Consider the following 20,447-nt stretch of genomic DNA (forward strand, 5'->3'; position numbering starts at 1 on the left):
TCCACCACTCGAAGCGGTCGGTCACCTCGCGCTCCTCCGCGTCCATGCCGGACATGTCCACCTCCAGCCCATCCTCCACCCGCAACAGAAAGTAGGAGTCGCGGGAGAAGTACCGCCGCCCGCCCAGAGCCCACCCGCCCTCACTGGTCGCGACCACGGGGCCGAGCGCGTCGGGGCTGACGGCGTGCCCGAGCTCCTCCCGCAGTTCCCTGGCGGCGGCCTGCTGGGCGCTCTCGCCGGGATCGACGCCGCCACCAGGGGTGAACCAGGCGTACGGCGGGTTCTCGACCTGCAGCAGCCGCCCTCGATAGAGCAGGATCCGGTCGGCGCGGTCGATCAGCAGCACCCGGGCCGTCGCCCGCGAGATCACCCCGCTCACGTCATCTCCACGGTGATGGCCCAGCGCTCGTGGTCCCGCCAAGCGCCGGCGATGAACTGGAAGTTGGGCGAGAACCCTTCGCGCTGGAAACCGACGCGCTTGATCAGGCTCAGGGAGGCGCTGTTGGACGGCTGGATGTTGGCCTCCAGCCGGTGCAGCCGCATGTCGCCGAACGCGTGCCCGACCAGCAGTTCCAGCCCTTCGGTCAGGTATCCGCGGCCGGTGGTGGAGGCGTAGGCGGAGTAGCCGATGGTCGCGCTCTGGTGGGTGCCCCTGATGATGTTGTTGACGTTGACCCGGCCCACGATCGCGTCGGTGTCACGCAGGCAGATGACGAACCCTTCGTTCGCGGGCCCGTCGAACCTGGTCAGGTAGCTCTCGAAGTGCTCGTACGTGAGGATCGGGGCGCCGGGCAACCACTGGGCGAGCATCTCGGCGCTCTGCTCGTTGAGGGCCGACAGCTCCTCGAAGTCCTGGAGGCAGATGTAGCGGATGGCCACTCGCGCCCCTCGGGCAAGATACATCACACCGGACATTCTCCCGGCCAAGCCGCACAATGCCATGATCGTCCATCCCACTCGACGAGGAACGGCACCGCGTACGGCAGCGGCGCCCCCCAGACACGCCCGCCGAGCCCGCACAACGAGCTGAGTCCGGTGGTCAGGCTCGCGACGTGCCCGACCACGGCGACCGTCCGCCCAGGGTTGGCCACGGCGATCGCGCTGAGGGAGCCGGCGACGCGACCGGTGACGGCATGCCCGTCCTCACCGTCGCCCACCGCCTGGCCCAGCTCGCCGTCCACGACCCACGAACGCAGGACTTCAGCCGTACGCGTCCGCACCGACGCGTCCTTCGCCCCCTCGAACCGCCCGATGCCCACCTCGACCAGCCCGGAAAGGACCGCGACGTCGCCGAGTCCGAGCGCACGCGCGATGATCTCGCCGGTCTGCCGGGCCCGGACCGCGCTGCTGGCGTACACGCGGCTGATTCCCCGCAGCCCAGGCGCCGCCGACGCCGCCTGCGCCCGCCCCCGCTCGGTCAGCTCCGCGCTCGGCAACGCGCCGGAGGCCCCGGCCACCACGTTCTCGGACTCGCCGTGGCGCAGGCAAAGCAGACGAACGCTCATGATCCCGACCCTACGAGAGGCCGGCGCAGATGGCCGTCGTGACCGGGAAACGGTGCCCGACCTGTTGCTGTACGAACGACAGGTCGGCGCCGTCCGTCAGCAGATGTGCCACGTACGCGCTGCGCAGGGAGTGCGGCGTCAGCCGCCGGTCCAGGCCGAGGGCGTCGCGGTAGGTCGCGAAGCGGTTCTCGATCTCCCTGCGCCGCACCCGGCCGGCCCGCTCGGTGGGCCACAACGCCGGCTGGAGACTGGAACCGTAGCGAGGGCGCACCTCGGCCAGATAGTCCCGAAGCGCCCGCACGGCCCACGGCACCACGCTGACGACCGTCCGCTGTTGTGGCGGGAGTCCGCCGATCCGTCTGCCCGCCCTCACGTACAGGGAGCCGAACCTCCCCAGGCCGGGAGCATCCGGGTGAGAACGGAAGTCGGTGACGTCCAGCGCGGACACCTCCGAGCCGCGCAACCCCCAGCCGTAGATCGCCTTGAACAGGGCGGCGTCCCGGTCGCGGGCCAGGGCGCCCTTGTGGCCCTGCCGCAGGGCCTTCGCCGCCTGCTCGTCGGCGTGGTCGAGGAAGAGCCGGACCTCCTCGCGCGTCATCGGCCGCCGCCCGGCGTCCCCAGTAGTGACCTCGCCGTACACGATCCGTCCCCTCGGTGCTCAGCTCGGGCTGTACGCGGCTCCCAGCGGCGCACCGGCCGCTGGCTACGGTGACCGAGCCTGCCACGGATGAACAGCCACAATCATGACCGTTTCCTGCCCTCTCGTTGTCCACCCGGGACTCATTCGACGACGCTGACCTCGCTGCCCACCTGGTCGGCCTCCGCCACGGACAACACGGCGGCCAGCAGGCCGGGGAAGCGGGCGTCCAGGTCGGCCCGCCTCAGCCGTACATAACAACGGGTGCCCTCCTGCCGGGTTTGGGTCAGCCCGGCATCGCGCAGGACCTTGAGGTGGTGGCTGAGGGTGGACTTGGCGACGGGTGCGCGCAGGTCACCCCACCCGCGTTCGCGATCGTCGGCCAGCAGCCGGACCACTCCGAGCCGGATGGGGTCGCTGACGGCGCTCAGCACGCGGGGGAGGGTCATCTCGGCCGGGGCGGGGTGGTGCGGCTGCTTCACACTGCCATGCTAACGTCATTCGTTGTTCGTAGAACTTCGAACAAAGGAGTCCGTAATGTCTATGAGCAGCGACTTCACCGATCAGGTGGTGATCGTGACCGGAGCAGGATCCGGCATCGGTCAGGCGACGGCGATCGCGTTCGCCCAGGCCGGAGCCCGGGTGCTGGGGGTGGGGCGGCGAGCCGAGGCCCTCGCTCTCACCGAGGCACGCCACGCGGAGATCACCTGCCTGTCCATCGACGTCCGGGCGGACGACGCCGCCCAGCGGATCGTCCAGACGGCGATCGACCGCTGGGGCCGCCTGGACGTGATCGTCAACAACGCCGGCGTCACCGCGATGATGCCGCTCGCGGACGTCACCGCCGAGCGCGTCAACGACATGCTGGCGACCAACGTCACGGCCCCCAGCCTGCTGGCCGCGGCCGCGCTCGACCACCTCCGCCGATCACGCGGGGCGATCGTCAACGTCTCCAGCACCTTCGGCCACCGCCCCCTGGCGGGCGCCGCACATTACGCCGCCTCCAAGGCCGCCGTGGAGCAGCTCACCCGCAGCTGGGCACTCGAACTGGCCCCCGACGGCATCCGGGTCAACGCCGTCGCGCCAGGCCCCACGGAGAGCGAGGCCCTGGCGGCGGCCGGCCTGCCGGAGGCCGCGATAGCCGAGATCAAGGACGCGGAGGCGGCCCGCATCCCGCTCGGCCGCCGCGGCGACCCGTCCGAGGTGGCCACCTGGATCCTCCGCCTGGCCGACGCCCACACGGCCTGGCTCACGGGCCAGATCCTGACGGTCGACGGGGGCTACGAACTCACCTGACCCAGGCTCCCCTCCGTCCGGCCGGGTCGGCACCGGCGAGCCGCGTCAGCCCTCGTCCGGCACCGGCGAGCCGCGTCAGCCCTCGTCCGGCACCGGCGAGCCGCGTCAGCCCTCGTCCGGCCGTACCGCGACCCGACCAAGCTCTTCGAGGCACTCCTCCGGCGACCGCCCCGCAGTGTCGACGACGACGTGATCACGATCCCAAGGCTCGTACTCCCGCTCGACGACCTCCTGCCAGTCAGGCGGCCGCAGATCCGGGATGTCAAGGGAGCGCGTGGTCACCCGACGCCGGTGCTCATCCGGATCAGAGCAGACCACCTCCACCTCGACGACCGGCACGCCCACCTTCACCCCCACCTCCCGCCAGGCATCACGCGTGATCCGCAAGGGATTCACCGACTCCGCGATCACCGTGAGCCCTTGGCGAAGATGGTCCTCGGTCAACGCGTAACCGACCATGTAACCGGCGGGCCCCAGAGGCTGGCGGGCCAGGCCGGAACGGACGATCGCCTGTTCGATGGTGTCGATCCGTACGTGAACCGCACCCAGCCGGCCGGCCAGCAGACGGGAGAGCGTCGTCTTCCCCGAGGCGGGCAGACCGCCGATGACGATGAGCATGCCCCTCATCCTGCCCGGTACGGGGTTGCGATCCGCCGTGGCAGCCTTGAAGAGACACGCTGGCATCCAGAGGAGAGGCGTCATAGGCTTGTTCATGCATATTCCACGCACCAAAACGCAGATGAGCCTCCCGTATCCATATACGTGGAACTGCTGACCTACGTACCCGCTACGCCTTGTGCCACCTCTCCTGAACTGACCGAACCCTTGGCATTGACCTCTTCCTGGTGGCAGCACCTGCGCTCCGCAGTGATGTGCTTGCCGAGCATTCCACTTCCCGAGGCGAGCATGATCCGTGGGCGCTGGTCCGGCGCGTCGAAGCGTTCTACGGCCGACCGCTCGATTTGCCCGAGGCCCCGACCCTGCGTACCGAACACACCGATCTACACTGGTCCAACTTGACCTATCCGCGCCTGTGGCTGCTGGATTGGGAACACTGGGGCAAGGCCCCAACCGGATACGGTGCGGCTGTCCTCTACCTGCACAGCTTCATGGTCCCCGATACGGCTGCCCATGTACACGAGGTGTTCGCTGATGTGCTCGACACCCCTACCGGCCGTCTTGCGCAACTCTCTGCTGCGGCACATATCCTCGACCGCGCCACCCGGAGCGATGACTACACGACCCTTGCCGATCCAGTACGCGCCCACGCCACCCGGCTGATCCAGCCCGCAGGAAGACACTAGCCATGCTGCTCACCCATCTGACCGCCCGCCGGCTTCCGACAGGCTGGCCCGCCGCTCTGGCGCCCATAAGCCAGCTGGCAGAGCAACGCCTTGAGCTGACTGCCCCCGTCGTCTTCTTCGTCGGAGAGAACGGCTCGGGCAAGTCCACCATTATGGAAGCGATTGCGGACGTGGCCGGTATCAACTCCGCTGGCGGCAAGGCCGGTACCAAGTATTCCAGCGCCGGACCCATGACCTCGCTGGGGGAGGTTCTTGATGTCGAACTCACCGCGACAGGGCTGCGTCTGCTGCACGGCCCTCGCCTCAAGCGGCGCGCCTTCTTCTTCCGCGCCGAAACACTGTTCAACCTTGGGCAGAACGTGTCAGGCAGGCACGGATTCTGGGAAGATGATCTAACTGAGCAGTCCCATGGTGAGGGATTCTTCACGGTTCTTGAGCGCATGGTGCACGGGCCGGGGCTCTACCTGATGGACGAGCCCGAAGCCGCGCTGTCGTTCCTGTCGTGCGTGCGCCTCGTCGGCTTGATGAATCGCGTTGCAGGCGAAGGCGGGCAGATCATTTGCGCCACCCATTCACCGATCCTTGCTAGTCTGCCGGGCGCGCAGATCATCGAACTCGGCGAACACGGCATGCGTACGACCGATTGGGAAGACCTCCAGTTGGTTGATCATTGGAGGCGGTTCCTGTCCAAGCCTGATTTCTACCTGCGATACGCGTTGGATGGCGGCTGAGGCGAAGAAGACCGTCATCAAGTGCCATGGGCCGAACAGCGAAAAGCCCCAGACCGTGGTTTCGATCTGGGGCTTCGCTTCGTCTATCGCGGAACCCGGTCAAGGCCAGGGGCCCGGGGGCCCCTTACCAGTCGCCGCCGCCGAAGTCGCCGCCGCCGAAGTCGCCTCCGCCTCCGAAGTCGCCCCAGCCGCCGCCGTCTCCGCCGCCGCCACCGAAGTCGCCACCGCCGCCGAAGTCGCCGCCCGCGCCGGCGTCACCGTAGCCGCCGCCGTAGCCGCCGAAGCCGCCGCCCAGCATGCTGCCCATCATGGTGCCGATGAACATGCCGGTCATGACGTCGCCGAAGCCGCCGTAGTAGCCGTAGGCGTAGGGCTGGTAGGCCGGGCCCGCGTCGTAGTAGGGACGGCGCTGGCCGTCGACCATGACCTCGCGCATCTGCGGGTCGAAGCCGCGCTCCACGGCCTCCGCGTCCATCTTGCAGGCGGGCACGTCGCGCACCGCGCCACCGGGCGGGGCCCAGCGGACGTCACGAATGGACGGGCCGTGCTGCGGGTTGAAGAAGCAGGGGGCGCGCCGCTCGGGCACCGGCTCCTTGTTGACCTTGGCCTTCACCACGGCCAGCGCGTAACGACCGTCCTCGAGGGTCTGCGTGACCTCGCGCACCTGGTCGGCCCGCTGCACGTTGGCGAGTTGCGTCTTGGCCTTCTCGTAGGAGTCGAGAGCCGTCTGCCATTCGTCGATGTGGCCGCCGCCCTCGCCGGTCAGCGTGACGTCGGTGTCGAGCGTGGTGATCTCCTCGCCCAGCTTGGTGACGTCCTCCTCCACGGTCTGCTTGACCGCGGCCAGGTCCTTGGCGTCCTGGATGGCCCGCTTCTTCTTCCTGTTGCTGGAGTAGAGGAAGTAGCCACCGCCGCCGACCACGACCAGCGCGCCCAGGGCGATCAGCGCGGCCGTGCCGCCGGCGCCGGGGTTGGCCTGGCTGCCGGAGTCGAGCGCCGAACGGTCGCCCTTCGCGGCCATGTCGATGCGGTTGGCGAAGTCCTTCATGCCGGCCACGATGTCACCGGAGTTGGCGTTGACCGCACGCTCGGACAGGTCGCCGGCCAGGCCCTTCTGGCGCAGCTCGCTCGAAGCGGCGAAGAGTGTCCCGCCGTCGATGACGGCGACCGTCGCCTTGGGGCGGCCCGCCGCGGTCAGCTCCGTGCCGAGCTGGTTGATGTAGGGCCCGACGGTGGTCTGGTCCAGGGTGCCGTCGGGGAGCGCCACAGCGTAGATCTTGGTGGTGGCGCCCTTCAGCGCGTCATTGATCTCACTCTGCTGGTCCGACGACAACGACGTGCCGGACACCGCGTAGAGCGGGTCCTTCTTCCAATTGGCCACCACCGACTTGGCATCTGGTGGAGCCGCCGCGTTGGCGGCAGGGGACAGCGCAAGAACGACGAATAGACCGGCGATCAGAGCCGCGATCGCGGCCCCTGCTCGGCGCAGCGAATGAGTCATGGCAGCAAGCCTCCTTCGCCCTTCAGGACGAACGGGCGGTTGGCAAAGTTCCTCACTGGGCACGCTACCTGTCCGCAGGCGATCAGGCGCACATCGTGGCCGAGGATCCGTGAGACTCAGGTGTCCTTGATCTCGCAGATCGTGGCGCCCGAGGTGACCGTCTGCCCGACCGCCGCCGTCAGCCCCGTGATGGTGCCCGACTTGTGCGCGGTCAGCGGCTGCTCCATCTTCATGGCCTCCAGGACGACGACGGTGTCGCCCTCGGTCACCGTGTCTCCGTCGGAGGCCACGATCTTGACGATCGTCCCCTGCATCGGGCTGATGAGCGAGTCTCCGCCGGCCATGGACTTCCTGGCGCCGCCGCCCCCGCGCCTGGGGGCCTTGTTCGCGGCGGGCGCGGGGGCGGCGGCGCCCAGGCCCGCGGGCAGGACGACCTCCATGCGCTTGCCGCCGACCTCGACCGTGACCGTCTCCCGTGCGCCCGCCGCGCCCGTCTCCACGTCCCCGTCGTACGGCTCCACCGGGTTGTCCCACTCCGTCTCGATCCACCGCGTGTGCACCGAGAACGGCGACGACGTGAACGCGGGATCGGACACGACGGCCCGGTGGAACGGCAGCACGGTCGGCATGCCCGTGATCTCGAACTCCGCCAGCGCCCGCCGCGAGCGCTCCAGCGCCTCCTGCCGCGTGCGCCCGGTCACGACGAGCTTGGCCACCAGCGAGTCGAACGTCCCCGGCACCGTCATCCCGGCCTCGTAGCCGGCGTCGAGCCGGACCCCGGGCCCGGCGGGCGGGCGCATGGTGCTCAGCGTGCCGGGGGCGGGCAGGAAGTTGCGCCCGGCGTCCTCGGCGTTGATCCGGAACTCGATGGAGTGCCCGCGCAGCTCGGGGTCGCCGTAGCCGAGGGTCTCGCCGTCGGCGATCCTGAACATCTCGCGTACGAGGTCGATCCCCGAGACCTCCTCGGTGACCGGGTGCTCGACCTGCAGCCGGGTGTTGACCTCCAGGAAGGAGATCGTCCCGTCCTGCCCGACGAGGAACTCGCACGTCCCGGCCCCGACGTAGCCGGCCTCCTTCAGGATGGCCTTGGAGCTGGTGTAGAGGACCGCGATCTGCTCCTCGTTCATGAACGGCGCCGGCGCCTCCTCCACGAGCTTCTGGTGGCGGCGCTGGAGCGAGCAGTCGCGGGTGCTGACCACGACCACGTTGCCCTCGTGGTCGGCCAGGCACTGCGTCTCGACGTGGCGGGGCCGGTCGAGGTAGCGCTCGACGAAGCACTCGCCCCGCCCGAACGCGGCCACGGCCTCGCGCACGGCGGATTCGTACAGCTCGGGGACCTCTTCCAGGGTGCGGGCGACCTTGATGCCGCGCCCGCCCCCGCCGTACGCGGCCTTGATCGCGATGGGCAGCCCGTGCTCCTCCGCGAACGCCACGACCTCGGAGACGCCGCTCACCGGGTCCTTGGTGCCCGCGACCAGCGGCGCGCCGACCTTCTGTGCGATGTGCCTGGCCTTGACCTTGTCGCCGAGCGCGGCGATCGCGGCGGGCGGCGGACCGATCCAGACGAGGCCCGCGTCGATGACGGCCTCGGCGAAGGAGGCGTTCTCGGCCAGGAAGCCGTAGCCGGGGTGCACGGCGTCCGCGCCGGAGCGGCGGGCGACGTCGAGCAGCTTGCCGATGTCGAGGTAGGTCTCGGCAGGGGATTGGCCGCCCAGCGCGTACGCCTCGTCGGCGACCCTGGCGTGCAGGGCGTCGAGGTCCTGGTCGGCGTAGACCGCCACGCTGCCGATCCCGGCGTCCTGGCACGCCCGGGCCACCCGAACCGCGATCTCGCCGCGGTTGGCGATCAGAACCTTCCGCACTGGCCTTCGTCCTTCCTCTGACAGTTCAGCGACCCAGGTACGCGCCGCCGTTCACGTGAAGCACCTGCCCCGTGACATGCCTGGCTCCCTCGGAGGCCAGGAAGAGAACGGTATCGGCCACGTCGGCGGGGGTGCCAGGGCGGCCGTTGCGCGTGTTCTCGACGCGGGCTCTGATGCCCTGCTCGGTCAGGCGGCCACGGAAGAACTCCGTGTCCAGGACGAGGCCAGGGGAGACGATGTTCGCGGTGATGCCCCGGGGGCCGAGTTCGGCGGCCAGGTCGGCGGTCCAGGACTCCAGGGCCGCCTTGGCGGCGCCGTAGGAGCCGGAGCCCGTGCCCCTGGCGGCGATCGAGCCGATCGAGACGATCCGGCCGCCCTCGCTCATGCGCGGCGCCAGCGCGGTCGTGACGAGCACGGCGGACATGAGGTTGGCGTTGAGGTTGGCCTGCCACGCCGCGGCCACGTCCGTCAGCTCGACGGACTGCCTGCGGTCCAGGTTGGTGTTGCCGCCGGCGTTGTTGACCAGGACGTCCACCCGCTCGGGCAGGCTGCGGAGCGCCTCGCGCACGGCGGTGGGGCTGCCGGCGTCGAACGCCGCGTACGCCGCCCCGAGGCTCGTCGCGGCCTGCTTCAGCACCTGCTCGCGGCGGCCCGTGATGGTGACGCGGTCGCCGAGAGAGACGAACGCGGCGGCGATCGCGTGGCCGATGCCGGTCCCGCCACCGGTCACCACTATCTCCCGCATGAACCGACATCTCCCGATATCCGAACAATCCTCGGGTAGACCATAGCCGCTCGGCATAACTCCGGCGACGGCCTGTAGCCCTTCCTTAGGGTGAGGGCGCTTTCACAGGATCCCAGGAGGTATGCATGGGCCAGTCAATGCTCGGCGGCGACCCCGCGGAAATGCAGCAGATGTCCACGCAGTTCACGCAGCAGGCGGAGGCGGTCCGCACCACGATGACCGCGCTCGACCGCGAGGCCGCCAAGATCGGCACCGCGTGGACGGGTCCGGGGGCGCAACGCTTCCAACAGTCGTGGCAGAACTACCGCACGGCATTTCAGCGCATGACGGAAGAACTCGCGGAGGCCTCGCGAATGATCGGCACCTACCGGCAGAACATCGAGTCCGCCACGAAATGAGCAACGAAGGGGGCCCTGGCGACGAAGCTGGGGCTTCTTTCCGTCGGACCTGAAGGTCCGTGGATCCGGCGGGCGGGATACGCTCGTTCGCCATGATTGGTCGCGCCCTCATGGCCAGCGCGCTCGCCCTGCACCTGCCGCTGGTGCCGGCGGTCGCCCGCGCGGCCTGTGATCCGCCCAGAGGCACCATGCAGGTCGGCGAGTCGTGGGCGCAGAAACGGCTCGACCCCAAGCGCGTCTGGCCGTTGTCCACCGGCGCCGGCGTCCGGGTGGCGATCGTCGACAGCGGCGTCGATCTGCAACATCCGCAGATCCGCCTGGCCGGCAAGGCCGACCTCACCGGCACCGGCTACCAGGACTGTGTGGGGCACGGGACCGCGGTGGCGGGCATCATCGGCGCCCAGTACACGCAGGGGGTGCTCTTCTACGGGATGGCGCCGGGGGCGCTGCTGCTGTCGTACAAGCAGACGGAATCCGAGACGAACGGTGACCCGAAGCTGCTGGTCAGCGCCATCAAGGCGGCCGCGGATCAGGGCGCGAAGGTCATCAACGTGTCGATCTCGACGACCGACCAGCCCGCGCTGCGGGCGGCCGTGGAGTACGCGCTCGCCAAGGACGCGGTCGTGGTCGCGGCGGCGGGCAACGTCAAGAAGGAGGACGGCACCCCCGTCCCCGCCTATCCCGCGGCCTACGACGGTGTGGTCGCGGTGGGCGCCGCGGGGCCGAACGGGGCCCTGGCGGAGTTCTCCAACAACAAGACGCCGGTCGCCGTGCTCGGGCCCGGCCAGGACATCACCTCCACGTGGCCGGGGCGGGCCTACTTCAAGGAGCTCGACGGCACGAGCTACGCGGCTCCGTACGTGGCGGGGGTGGCGGCGCTCATCCGGGCCCGTTTCCCCAAGCTCGACCAGGCCCAGGTACGCCAGCGCATCATCGCCACCGCCGACGGCGCCTCGACCGGCAAGGGGGCCGGGATGGTCAACCCGCTGCTCGCGGTCAGCGCGATCCTCCCGTACGAGCCGGCCGACGCCCCCGTGGTCGCGCCCCCGCCGCCCAGCCCGCTGCCCGCGGGCGCCGTGGCCAAGGCCCCGCCCGTGGACCAGAACGCGATCGACCTGGCGCTGATCATCGCCGGGTCCGCGCTCGGCCTCGCGCTGCTGGTCGCGGTCTCCCGCGTCGTGGTCCCGATGGGGCGGCGCAGGGGCTGGCGGCCGGGCCGTACCGAATGATCTCACTGAGGCTGCAAGGAAAAGGGACAGTGAATTGTTCGATCCGGTCCGAAACTACTGATGCGTAAGTGACAGATCTGGTTGAATGTCCTCCGATCATGCTTTGCTGGTGAAAGGTTTGGGCATGCACCCTTTGCGCCCTAGTGATCCAGAGCGGATCGGCGCGTTCAGCGTGGTCGGGCTGCTCGGTGAGGGCCCGCGGGGAGAGGTGTTCCTCGGGCGCGAATCCGACGACGCTCCCGCGGTCGCCATCAAGTTGCTTCCGCCTGAGCCGGATCCGGGCCCTGACGCGCTGGCCAAGTTCCTCGGCGCCAAGCGGGTTTCGAGCTCGTACGTGGCCAGAGTGCTGGACGCCGGATTCCTGGAAGACCGCCCCTACATCGTGCGCGAGCACGTCGAGGGCAAGAGCCTGGCCGAGCTCGTCGCCGACGGCGAGCCGCTGAGCGGGGACGCGCTGGAGCGGGTGGCCGTGGGGGTGCTGACCGCGCTGTCGGCCATCCACCTGGCCGGCCTGTCGCACCGGTCGCTCACCCCGCACAACGTGATCATGGGCGCCGAGGGGCCGCGGGTGACCGACGCGGCGATCGGCGAACCCGTGGGCGAGGTCGTCTACCAGGCGCCCGAGCAGCTCGAAGGGCTCCAGTACGGTCCCTACGCGGACGTGTTCGCCTGGGCCGCGACGGTCGTGTTCGCGGGCACGGGCAAGGCCCCGTTCGCCGATCGGGAGGCGGTGCTGAACGCCGAGCCCGAGGTGGACATCGAGGGCGAGCCGATGCACAAGGTGCTCGTCTCCGCGCTGGCCAGGGAGGTCGGACGGCGGCCCACCACCTACAGCGCGCTCATGCAGGTGCTCGGCGAGGCGAACGGCCCCAAGCCGCCAGCCGCCCCGCAGCCCGCCATCGAGGGAATCCCCCTCCAGGGGATCGCGATCCCCGGAGTGCCGCCCCTGGGCCCGCCGCCCGTGCAAGGCCCGCCGCTGATGCAGGGCCCGCCCGTGCAGGGCCCCCCGCTGATGCACGGCCCGCCGATGCAGGGGCCGCCCCCCATGCAGGGTCCGCCGATGCAGGGGCCGCCGCCGATGCAGGGCCCGCTCGTGCAGGGCCCGCCGCCCATGCAGGGCCTGCCGGTGCCGCAGCGGGCGCAGGCGCCCATGTGGGGGCCGCAGGAGGCCGAGCAGCCGCCGCCGCACCAGATCAGGCTTGAGGCGATGTCCGGCGGCAGGAACGCCGCTCAGACGCCGCGCAGGGGCTTCCCTGTGATGGTGGTGGCCGGCATCGCCGCGGTCGCGGTCATCTCGGTCCTCGGCCTGTGGGGCGCCAACAGGTACGTCAAGCTGCAGCAGGTCAACCCGGCGGCCGCGGCCGAGGCCGGCGCCCAGGAGACCTCGGTGGCCGCCAGCGCCTCCTACCCGGCGATCCCGCAGGGCACCAACCCGGTCGGTGTGGACCCGCAGCAGACGGCGCCCGAGGCCACCGTTCCCTGGGGCACCACGTCGGCCGCCCCGGACGATTCCGGCATCGGCCCGCTCGTGCTGCCCTCCGAGTGGGCGTCGGACTCGCCCACGGTGCCCGAGCTGACCACCGCGCCCACCACGCCGGCCCCGATTCCGACGCAGCCGGTGCCGGTGCCCACGCAGACGGCGGCGGCGCAGACCACCGCGCAGGCGACGCCCACCAAGACCAGGCACTCGCCCACGGCGACCGTGACCAAGACGGTGGAGCCGACCAAGACCCCGACGCCGACGCCGACTCCCACCAAGGAGCCGGAGCCGACCGAGGAGCCGGAGCCGACCCCGACCAAGACGACCGCGAAGCCGACCCCCACGAAGACGACCGCGAAGCCGACGCCGACGAAGACGACGGCCAAGCCGACGCCGACGAAGACGGCCGCGCCGGTCAAGCAGAAGTACACGGCCACCGGGGTGTGCGGCTCGGGCTTCACCGTCCAGCGTCAGAGCGCGTTCTCCGGCGGCGTGACCTACCAGCTCTGGAACAACAGCAAGGGCCAGAACTGCGCCGTCACCCTCAAGACCACCGACGTGGGCAAGGCCAGCTCGGTCGGCGTCACGCTGGAGGCGCAGGGCGGCGGCAGCAAGTCGGACAGCGGCAGCTTCGAGTGGTACGCGGGCCCGGTCTACCTGTCCGCTTCGGGCAAGTGCGTCCGCATCAGCGGCAGCGCGGGCGGGGGCAACACCAGCACCGGCTGGGCCAACTGCGGCTGATTCCTCCGGCCCCGGGCCTGGGCCGCGTCGGTCGACAACCGACGCGGCCCAGGGTCAGTAACCGACGTAACCCAGGCCGTGCTTGCTGTTGACGACGCCGGGCACGTTCGAGACCGAGCCGTAGCGGGAGATCGCGTACCGGACGCCCGCGATGATGTTGTCCACCGGGTCGTAGATGTTGCCGTGCCCCGACAGCTTGTAGCTGTTGAACGTCGGGTCGATGGTCTGCATCAGGCCCTTGGACGGCGTGCCGTTGACCGCGTTGGAGTCCCAGTTGTTGATCGCGCTGGGGTTCCCGCCGGACTCGTGCTGGATGATCATCCAGATGTCGCTGGCGTTCATCTTCGAGGCCGGGACGCCCTTCGCCTCCAGGATCTTGACGGCCTCCTCGATCCACTCCTTGACCTGCCCGGTCGGCGCGGGTCCGCCGCCCGGCGGCGGCATGGGGCCGGTCGGGTGGTTGCCGTTGCCGCCCCCCGTGGTGTACAGGGCGCCGTCGTGGCTCTGCAGCTGCGTATGGCGCTTGTTGCTCTCCTGGTAGGAGGGGTCGCGCTCCCAGTCTATTTTCCTGCCCGGTGCCGGCGTGAACTCCTGGGTGGTGACCTCGGGGATGCCGTGGAAGGTCTGCCCGCGTTCGTCCAGGAACCGGTTGATGTCGTCCTTGGCCTTGGTCACCGCGCGGTCCGCCGAGTCCACCCACTTCTGGGCGTCCTCCTTGGCCTGCTTGACCATCGCGGTCAGTTTCGACTTCACCTCCTCGTCCGTGGCGTCGGCGTGCTGGGTCTTGTAGGTGGAGGCGTTGGTGGTCAGGTCGCTGATGATGCTGCCGATCTCCGTGTGCGACTCGCGCAGCGCGGCGGCGGCGCCGTCCAGCGAGCCCGCGCACTTCGACAGGGCCGACTTCAGGCCGGACGCCGCGGTGCCGTACTTGCGCATGTACGTGTCGAACTGGTCGGCCGAGCGGCCCTTCCAGGCGTCGTCCACCCCCTGGACCGCGGCCGACAGCCCGCCGGCGAACTCTTTGACGTTTCCCGACTCCGTCCGCCAGGACTTCGCGAGAGTGTCGATCGTGCCGGGCTCGCCGGTCACCTTCCGCAACATCGCGTCCAGCGCCTCGCCGCCAGGCAGGTCGGAGACGCTCATGAGGTCGCCTTGTTCGACTTGCGGATGTTCTCCTCCACTGAGCTGAGCCCCCGTTCCGTCGCGGCCAGCTTCCTGTGGGCCTCGTCCATCTCGCCGATGAGCGCGCCCCAGACGTCGTTGGCGGCCGTGGCCAGCGTGCCGGAGTCGTCCAGGTGGCCGAAGGTGTCGGCGCTGACGGGGGTGCGGTTGTTGCGCACCTCTCCGCCGTCGGTGTAGGTGACTTTGCCGGGGTTGCGGGTGGTCAGGGTGTCCTCGTACTGGCCCGCGGCGGTGTGGATGGCCGTGCGGCACGCGTCCAGCGCCGAGAGGTGAATGTCAAGATCTGCCATTTCGGGCTCCCTTGTCCGCGCCCAGGAACGCGGTCTGCATCAGGCGTGCGCCGTGGCGTCTGTCCACGAGGTGGCCGCGTCCTGGTGGCAGCGGCTGAGGTCGTACGTTGCCGAACAGGTAACCCTCGTCCTTGTTGCCCGACATGATCAGGGCCGGGCTCGCCATGTCCTTCATGCGCTGGATGAGCGGGTCGAACATGGCCCGGCTCGCGCCGCCCATCTGGCGTGACAACACCACGTGCAGGCCGATGTCGCGGGCCTGCGGCAGCAGGTCCACCAGCGGCAGCAGCGGGTTGGACGAGGTCGCCACGAGATCGTAGTCGTCGACGAAGATGTACAGGTCGGAGCCCTGCCACCAGCTCCGGTCACGGAGTTGCTCCGGTGTCAGGTTCGCCGGGGGAAGACGGTTCAGCAGGGCTCCCTTGGCGTCGTTGATCAGCTCGGACGCGGCCGCGCTGGAGGCGGCGTAACCGATGCGGTGGTCGGTCACCGCCGAGTCCAGCAGCGCCCTGCGGTAGTCGATCACGATCATCATCGCCTCGGCCGGCGTCTTCCTGCGCACCAGCCCCTCGGCGATGAGCCGCAGCAGGTTGGACTTGCCGCTCTCGTTCTCGCCGAACACCACGAAGTGCGGGTCGGCGTCGAAGTCGAGCGCCACCGGCGCCAGCGTGGCCTCGTCGATGCCGATCGGGATGCGATCCGGGTCCTCGGGCAGCGCCGAGGCGGGCAGCACCGCGGGCAGCAGCCTGACCGGGGGCGCCGGAGGGCCCTGCCAGGACTCCCGTACGGCCTGCACCAGCCCCCGCCCACCCGTCGCCAGATCGGAGGAGTTCTGCACCCCGTCGATCCTGGGCAGCGCGGACATGAAGTGGAACCCGTCCTTGGTCAGCCCGCGCCCCGGCGCCCCCTCGGGCACCGCCAGCGCCTGCTTCCTGCTGACCTCCGACTCGTACGCGTCGCCCAGCTTGAGCTCGATCTTGGTGCCGAGCAGGTCGCGGATGCTCGGCCGGAACTCCGACCACTTGTTGGAGGCCGCCACGAGGTGGATGCCGTAGCCCAGCCCGCGCGCCGCGATGTCGGTGATGACCGGCTCCAGCGAGTCGTACTCCTGCCTGAGCGTCAGCCAGCCGTCCACCACCAGGAACACATCGCCCCAGCCGTCGCCCTGGATCGTGCCCTCCTGGCACATCCGCCGGTAGGAGGCCATCGACTCGACGCCGAGTTCGCCGAAGTCGCGCTCGCGCCGCTCCAGGATCCCGCCGATCTCGGCCACCGTACGGCGGACGCGGTCGGAGTCCAGGCGGGTGGCCACGCCGCCCACGTGCGGCAGCCCGTCCAGCGAGGCCAGCGCGCCACCACCGAAGTCGAGGCAGTAGAACTGCACCTCAAGCGGCGTGTGCATGAGCGCCATGCCCGCCACCAGGGTCCGCACCGCCGTGCTCTTGCCGCTCTGCGTGCCGCCCACCACGCCCACGTGCCCCGCCGCGCCGGACATGTCCAGCCAGAACGGGTCCCGGCGCTGCTCGAAGGGCTTGTCGATGATGCCGACGACCGCGTGCAGCCGGCCCCTGCCCTGCCAGCCGGTCGTGGTCAGGCCGTGCTCGGGGGTGACCGACAGCGGCGGCAGCAGGTGCGCCAGCGTGGGGGGCTCCGACAGCGGCGGCAGCCAGATGCGGTGCGCGGCGGGACCGTGCCCGGCCAGCCGGCCCACGACGACGTCCAGCAGGCTGCGCTGGTTGGCGGAGGCCGGCTCGTCGTCCTGATCCTCCACCGTCTGGACCGGGCCGGTGATCTCGGGCAGTGGCATGTACGCGGGTCCGTACTCGACGACCTCCGGCACCACCGCCCGGCCGTCGGGCGCCACCGCCTGGGTGGGGTCGCCGTGGTGGGCGGCCGACACGTACGCCGCCTTGAACCGGGTCATCCCGGTCGTGTCGAACTTCAGGAAGCCGTTGCCCGGCGCGGACGGCAGCTCGTACGCGTCCGCCACCCCCAGCACGACCCGGCTCTCCATGGCCGAGAACGTCCGCAGGCCGATCCGGTAGGACAGGTGCGTGTCCAGCCCGCGCAGCCGCCCCTCCTCCAGCCGCTGCGAGGCCAGCAGCAGGTGGACGCCGAGCGAGCGCCCCAGACGGCCGATCATCACGAACAGGTCGATGAACTCGGGCTTGGCCGCCAGCAACTCGCTGAACTCGTCCAGCACGATGAACAACGTCGGCATCGGCCGCAGGTCGGCCCCCTGCTCACGGGCCCGCTCGTAGTCGCGCAACGAGGCGAAGTTCCCGGCGGAGCGCAGCAGCTCCTGCCTGCGTACCATCTCGCCGTGCAGCGCGTCGTGCATGCGGTCGACCAGCGGCAGCTCGTCCTCAAGGTTGGTGATGACGGCTGAGACGTGCGTGAGCGTGTCCAGCCCCAGGAACGTCGCGCCGCCCTTGAAGTCGACGAGCACGAAGTTGAGGATCTCCGAGGAGTGCGTGATCGCCAGGCCCAGCACCAGCGTGCGCAGCAGCTCCGACTTGCCGGAGCCGGTCGCGCCGATGACCAGCCCGTGCGGCCCCATGCCGCCCTGCGCCGACTCCTTGATGTCCAGCTCGACCACCCGGCCGTCGCCGCCCAGGCCGATCGGCACCCGCAGCCGGTTGCGGCCCGCCCTCGGCTGCCAGGTGATCCCGGGCTGCAGCAGGGCCGGGTCGCCCACGCCGAGCAGGTCCGTCAGCGTGGTGTTGGTGCCCAGCACGTCGTGGGCCTCCCCGGTGGACGCCGAGGCCCGCAGCGGCGCGAGCTGCCTGGACAACCCCTCGGCCCGCGCGTAGTCCAGCGTGTCGGGATCGCCCAGCCGGGTCGTGGACCGCTTGCCCGCATGATCGATCTTGACCATGTGGAACCCGTCGGACTCGATCTCCAGCCGCAATGTGCTGGCCTCCTCGACCGGCGCCGTCACCTCCGACAGGTCGATCACCGTGACGCCCTGGATCGCGTCCGTGCCGAGCTGGGAGTCGCCCGGCACGTGCCCGCCGTCCACGATCACCACGTGGTACGGCAGCGCGTCCGCCGCGTTCCCCGGCCGGAACCTGGCCCGCTCCTTCAGCTCGTCGCCCACCAGCTGGTCGAGCTGCGTCATGCTCTCGCCCATGAGCCGCACGGGCCCGGCCGCGTCCACCTCGTCGGGATGCAGCGCGTGCGGCAGCCACTTCACCCAGTCCCAGTGCGGCATCGACTCCCTGTTGGCGCACACCAGGACCCGCATGTCGTCGGGGGAGTGGAACGTGGCCAGCTGCGAGATCATCGCCCTGACCAGGCCGCGCACGGCCCGCCGATCACCGCTGAGCCGGATCCTGGCGAACGAGTTCAGCGCCACCGCCACGGGCAGCCCGGCCACGGTCGAATGCGTCCTGACGAACCTGCGCAGCGCGCCCGCCGTCAGCGCGTCGAGATCCTCGACCGGCTTGGAGTCGGGCGGGATGAGCTGCACGGCCAGCTTCTGCACGCCCGTGCCCAGCCGTACCGTGCCGAAGTCGTCGTCGCGCGGCCTGCGCTCCCACAGGCGCGGCCCCATGGCCACCCACCAGAGCGTGTCGGGGGCCGGGCCGCTCCACTCCAGGGCCTCGCGCTGCTGGATCGCGGCCTTGCGGACGCGCTTGCGGATCTGGCCCAGGTAGCGGAAGTAGTCGCGGCGCAGGCCGTTGAGCCGGTTCTTGCGCTCGCCGGCGTTGCGGCCGAACTGGCCGACGGTCATGCCGAGCATGGAGACGGCGAACAGGCCGCTGGCGACGTACATGATGGGGTTGGAGTTGCCGCCGGCCGTGAACATCAGGCCCATGGCGGCGCCGCCCGCCAGCATCGGGACGTACATGAGGACGCCGGTGAGCCCGGCCGGCTGAACCTCGGGGATCTCCGGCGGCGACTCCAGGAGGATCTCTCCTCGTGGGGGCTTGGGGCTGGGACGGCGCTCTGGTCGCCGTACGACAACGATGCTCACTTGACGGGAAAACCCTCCTGACACCTGGGACACTTTCTTACCAGACATGCCGTCCCTATATGTTCGGCATGTCGGATTTTGCCGTCAGACCTGGAGTGGCCGTGACCTCGCTCGCCCACCAGCCGATGCAGCCGATGCAGCCGATCCCGCCCATGCCACCGGGCGGACAGCCGCAGCTGCGCCCGCCGCTGGCCCCGCTGTGCCATGTGACGATCGTCGCTCCGCGCCGCAGGGTCGATCTGGCGCTGCCCGCCGACGTCCCGTTGCCGCATGTCCTTCCCGGGCTGCTGCGGGCGGTCGGCGAGGCCGGGGGTGACGCCGCCGGCGCGCCCGGCTGGGTGCTGCAGCGGCTCGGCGGCACGCCGTTCGACCTCGGCCAGACGCTGGCGTCCCTGGGGGTGCTCGACGGCGAGATCCTCTACCTGCGGCCGCGCGAGTTCACGCTGCCGCCGGCGCTCTACGACGACGTGGCCGACGTGGTGGCCAGCGGTGTGAAGGAGAGCACCGGCAAGTGGGAGAGCCGCCACACCAAGGCGCTGGGCTCCGGCGCGGCGGCCGTCCTGCTCGCGCTCGGTGCGCCCGCGCTGGTCCTGTCAGGGAGCGAGCCACTGGGCGTGACCGTGGTCGCGGGCATGCTCGCGGTGCTGCTCATCGGCGTCAGCGCCGCCCTGTCCAGGGCCGTCGGCGACTCCTCGGCGGGCGCGATGATCGGCTACGCCGCGCTGCCGTACGCCTTCCTCGCCGGTCTGTACGGCCTGGCCAGCGGCTCCACCCTTTCAGGACTCGGCGCGCCCCACCTGCTGGCCGCACTGACCTGTACCGCGCTGGTGGCCACCATCGGCGGGGCGGTGGTCGCCGACGGGGTGGCGGGCTTCCTCGGCACCGCCATCGCGACCGTGGCGGGGGCGATCGCCGCGGCCGTGGTGATGGTGTTCGGCGTGCCCGCGGCCGGCACCGCGGCCATGACCGTGACCGTGCTGATCGCGCTCAGCCCGCTGATCCCCACCCTGTCGTTCAGGATCGCCAGGGTGCCGCTGCCCGCCCTGCCCACCAGCGCGGAGGAGCTGCGCGCCGACAACCAGCGGCTCGAAAGCGACGGCATCTTCGCCCGCACCGCCCAGGCCAGCCGGTACGCCACCGGCATGGTCACCGGCATCGCCCTGACCGCCATCGGGGCCCTGGTCTTCCTGGTCGCCACCCCGGGCTGGATGGCCGCCTCCATGGCCATCGTGCTCTGCCTCGTGCTGCTGCTGCGGGCCCGCGTGTTCGGTGGGCTCGGGCAGCGGCTCTGGCTCCTGTGCTCCGGCCTCGCCGGGCTCGCCTCCATGGCCATCGGCATGAGCGCCGGCGCCGGGACCGTGGGGGCGGCGGCCGTGGTGATGGGGCTGCTCTGGATGGCCATGCTGGTCGTCGGGCTCGGCCTGTGGCTGCCCTCGGGGCGGCTGTCGCCGTTCTGGGGGCGGGCGGGGGAGGTCGTGGACGTCATCCTGACGATCGCGCTCTTTCCGCTGGCGCTCGGCGTGCTCGACGTCTACACCTGGATCCGCGGCCTGTCCGGCTGACGCCC

19 protein-coding genes are annotated in these 20,447 nt (G+C 70.5%); 7 read left to right on the forward strand and 12 right to left on the reverse strand.

The window, feature by feature from the left end:
* The 5 genes from ACFPZ3_RS22575 to ACFPZ3_RS22595 all read right to left on the reverse strand — a co-directional run.
* Positions 1-379 (reverse strand): NUDIX hydrolase (locus ACFPZ3_RS22575; protein WP_379516180.1); only part of this gene is annotated, 379 nt, incomplete at its 3' end.
* Positions 376-879 (reverse strand): GNAT family N-acetyltransferase, encoded by a 504-nt coding sequence (locus tag ACFPZ3_RS22580; RefSeq protein WP_379516181.1) that lies wholly within the window; start codon positions 877-879, stop codon positions 376-378. The genes ACFPZ3_RS22575 and ACFPZ3_RS22580, both read right to left, overlap by 4 nt.
* A 23-nt stretch (positions 880-902) precedes the next feature.
* Positions 903-1,505, reverse strand: coding sequence for a histidine phosphatase family protein (locus tag ACFPZ3_RS22585; RefSeq protein WP_379516182.1), 603 nt, complete (start codon positions 1,503-1,505; stop codon positions 903-905).
* Positions 1,506-1,515: 10 nt separating this feature from the next.
* The gene (locus ACFPZ3_RS22590; protein WP_379516183.1) at positions 1,516-2,145 is read right to left on the reverse strand and encodes a tyrosine-type recombinase/integrase; all 630 of its coding nucleotides are present in this window, start codon (positions 2,143-2,145) and stop codon (positions 1,516-1,518) included.
* 140 nt (positions 2,146-2,285) lie between these two features.
* Complete coding sequence (locus ACFPZ3_RS22595) at positions 2,286-2,624, reverse strand: ArsR/SmtB family transcription factor (RefSeq protein WP_379516184.1); 339 nt, start codon at positions 2,622-2,624, stop codon at positions 2,286-2,288.
* Positions 2,625-2,679: 55 nt separating this feature from the next.
* Here ACFPZ3_RS22595 and ACFPZ3_RS22600 point away from each other — a divergent pair, with 55 nt between their 5' ends.
* Complete coding sequence (locus ACFPZ3_RS22600) at positions 2,680-3,438, forward strand: SDR family NAD(P)-dependent oxidoreductase (protein ID WP_379516185.1); 759 nt, start codon at positions 2,680-2,682, stop codon at positions 3,436-3,438.
* A 105-nt stretch (positions 3,439-3,543) separates the two neighbouring features.
* Here ACFPZ3_RS22600 and ACFPZ3_RS22605 read toward each other — a convergent pair whose 3' ends face one another.
* Positions 3,544-4,056 (reverse strand): P-loop nucleotide/nucleoside kinase family protein, encoded by a 513-nt coding sequence (locus ACFPZ3_RS22605; RefSeq protein ID WP_379516186.1) that lies wholly within the window; start codon positions 4,054-4,056, stop codon positions 3,544-3,546.
* 227 nt (positions 4,057-4,283) lie between these two features.
* Here ACFPZ3_RS22605 and ACFPZ3_RS22610 point away from each other — a divergent pair, with 227 nt between their 5' ends.
* Entirely contained in the window at positions 4,284-4,742 is a 459-nt protein-coding gene (locus ACFPZ3_RS22610; protein WP_379516187.1) for a hypothetical protein, read from the forward strand.
* A gap of 2 nt (positions 4,743-4,744) precedes the next feature.
* Positions 4,745-5,473, forward strand: a complete 729-nt coding sequence (locus tag ACFPZ3_RS22615) for an AAA family ATPase (protein WP_379516188.1) — start codon at positions 4,745-4,747, stop codon at positions 5,471-5,473.
* A gap of 124 nt (positions 5,474-5,597) precedes the next feature.
* On the opposite strand, the gene ACFPZ3_RS22620 is transcribed toward ACFPZ3_RS22615, so the two are convergent.
* From ACFPZ3_RS22620 to ACFPZ3_RS22630, 3 genes are all read right to left on the reverse strand, one after another.
* Positions 5,598-6,974 carry a hypothetical protein gene (locus tag ACFPZ3_RS22620; RefSeq protein ID WP_379516189.1) on the reverse strand — a complete coding sequence of 459 codons (1,377 nt, stop codon included), beginning with the start codon at positions 6,972-6,974 and terminating at the stop codon, positions 5,598-5,600.
* 116 nt (positions 6,975-7,090) lie between these two features.
* Entirely contained in the window at positions 7,091-8,836 is a 1,746-nt protein-coding gene (locus ACFPZ3_RS22625; protein ID WP_379516190.1) for an acetyl/propionyl/methylcrotonyl-CoA carboxylase subunit alpha, read from the reverse strand.
* 25 nt (positions 8,837-8,861) lie between these two features.
* A complete protein-coding gene (locus ACFPZ3_RS22630; RefSeq protein WP_379516191.1) occupies positions 8,862-9,581 on the reverse strand; it encodes an SDR family NAD(P)-dependent oxidoreductase in 720 nt (239 codons plus the stop codon).
* Positions 9,582-9,706: 125 nt separating this feature from the next.
* Here ACFPZ3_RS22630 and ACFPZ3_RS22635 point away from each other — a divergent pair, with 125 nt between their 5' ends.
* The 3 genes from ACFPZ3_RS22635 (at position 9,707) to ACFPZ3_RS22645 (ending at position 13,429) form a co-directional block, all read left to right on the forward strand.
* Positions 9,707-9,979: a WXG100 family type VII secretion target gene (locus ACFPZ3_RS22635; protein WP_379516192.1), complete on the forward strand. Its 273-nt coding sequence runs from the start codon at positions 9,707-9,709 to the stop codon at positions 9,977-9,979.
* A 92-nt stretch (positions 9,980-10,071) separates the two neighbouring features.
* Positions 10,072-11,208: a S8 family serine peptidase gene (locus tag ACFPZ3_RS22640; protein WP_379516193.1), complete on the forward strand. Its 1,137-nt coding sequence runs from the start codon at positions 10,072-10,074 to the stop codon at positions 11,206-11,208.
* 124 nt (positions 11,209-11,332) lie between these two features.
* Positions 11,333-13,429 (forward strand): serine/threonine protein kinase, encoded by a 2,097-nt coding sequence (locus ACFPZ3_RS22645; protein ID WP_379516194.1) that lies wholly within the window; start codon positions 11,333-11,335, stop codon positions 13,427-13,429.
* A gap of 54 nt (positions 13,430-13,483) precedes the next feature.
* On the opposite strand, the gene ACFPZ3_RS22650 is transcribed toward ACFPZ3_RS22645, so the two are convergent.
* Genes ACFPZ3_RS22650 through eccCa form a run of 3 tightly spaced genes read right to left on the reverse strand, consistent with a single transcriptional unit; the run spans position 13,484 to position 18,880 of the window.
* The gene (locus tag ACFPZ3_RS22650; protein ID WP_379516195.1) at positions 13,484-14,572 is read right to left on the reverse strand and encodes a transglycosylase SLT domain-containing protein; all 1,089 of its coding nucleotides are present in this window, start codon (positions 14,570-14,572) and stop codon (positions 13,484-13,486) included.
* A complete protein-coding gene (locus tag ACFPZ3_RS22655) occupies positions 14,569-14,901 on the reverse strand; it encodes a hypothetical protein (protein WP_379516196.1) in 333 nt (110 codons plus the stop codon). The genes ACFPZ3_RS22650 and ACFPZ3_RS22655 overlap by 4 nt, the downstream gene beginning before the upstream one ends.
* Positions 14,888-18,880, reverse strand: coding sequence for a type VII secretion protein EccCa (eccCa, locus tag ACFPZ3_RS22660; RefSeq protein WP_379516197.1), 3,993 nt, complete (start codon positions 18,878-18,880; stop codon positions 14,888-14,890). Before eccCa ends, ACFPZ3_RS22655 begins: the two co-directional genes overlap by 14 nt.
* Before the next feature lie 101 nt (positions 18,881-18,981).
* Here eccCa and eccD point away from each other — a divergent pair, with 101 nt between their 5' ends.
* On the forward strand, positions 18,982-20,442 hold the full coding sequence (gene eccD / locus ACFPZ3_RS22665) for a type VII secretion integral membrane protein EccD (protein WP_379516198.1): 1,461 nt from the start codon (positions 18,982-18,984) through the stop codon (positions 20,440-20,442).
* Positions 20,443-20,447: the final 5 nt, after the last annotated feature.

This window comes from Nonomuraea insulae (assembly GCF_042656245.1).